At 63.3% G+C, this 1038-nt stretch carries 1 protein-coding gene; it reads left to right on the top strand.

The genetic code is table 11. The features are described 5' to 3' along the window. Positions 1 to 39 precede the first annotated feature (39 nt). Positions 40 to 1038, top strand: a 999-nt coding sequence (locus RCH10_RS27685) for a GAF domain-containing protein (RefSeq protein WP_409054854.1), incomplete at its 3' end; no start/stop codon positions are given.

Below are 1038 nucleotides of genomic sequence, written 5' to 3'. Positions count from 1 at the left end.
ATGCACACTTGCAAGGCCACCATGTCTGAAAGCAACGCCATGCCAATCGCCACAAGCGCCAACACCGGCGCCACCACCATCACAGCCTCCGACATCAACAACTGCGACCGCGAGCCCATTCACATTCCCGGCGCGATCCTGCCGCACGGCGTGCTGCTGGTGCTGGACAGCGACACGCTGGAAGTGCTTCAAGCCGCCGGTGATCTGCCCGGCCTGCTGGGCAAATCGCTGCACGATCTTCTGGGCAAAAGTGCCGACACCGTGTTGAGTCCAGCGCAGACCGCTCGCGTGCGTCGCCTGAGCGCGGAGCAGGCGCTAACCACACCGCGTCACCTGCTGGACCCCGTGATGCGTGTGCACGCCGACATCCCGCTGGACGCGAGCCTGCATCGCTGCGGCGACACATTGGTGCTGGAGTTCGAGGCCGCCAACATCGGCGACCCCTTTGCCTCTGACCCGTTGGCCGCCGTGCAGGACATGGTCCAGGGCTTCGACGCCGCGCCTTCTTTGCGGGCACTGTGCCAACTGGCTGCCGAGCGCGTGCGTGAGGTGGCCGTCTATGACCGCGTTCTGGTTTATCAATTCATGCAAGACGGCTCGGGCTGGGTGATTGCTGAAAGCCGCGAGCCGCATTTGGAGCCTTTTCTCGACTTGCACTACCCGGCGGCCGACATCCCGCAGCAAGCGCGCGCGTTGTACCTGAAGAACTGGCTGCGGCTCATCACCGAGGTCAACTACGACCCTGCGCCGCTGACGCCTTCGCTCAATCCTCGCACCGGCCTGCCGCTCGACATGAGTCACGCCATCCTGCGCGATGTGTCACCCATTCACCGCGAGTACCTGCGCAACATGGGCATCGACGCGTCGATGTCCATCTCCATCATTCACGGTGACAAGTTGTGGGGCCTGATCGCCTGCCACCATTACAGCCCGCGGCGGCTTCCGCGACACCTGAGAGCGGTGTGCGAACTGTTCGGCTCGATGTTTTCCTTGCAACTGGAAGTCCGTGAAAAGGCGCAGCAATTCGAGCTGCGGCTG

The organism is Variovorax sp. GrIS 2.14 (assembly GCF_046115955.1).
Classification (GTDB): domain Bacteria; phylum Pseudomonadota; class Gammaproteobacteria; order Burkholderiales; family Burkholderiaceae_C; genus Variovorax.
The sequence above is the reverse complement of the archived record's forward strand: the minus strand, read 5'-3'. Positions and strand labels throughout refer to the sequence as shown.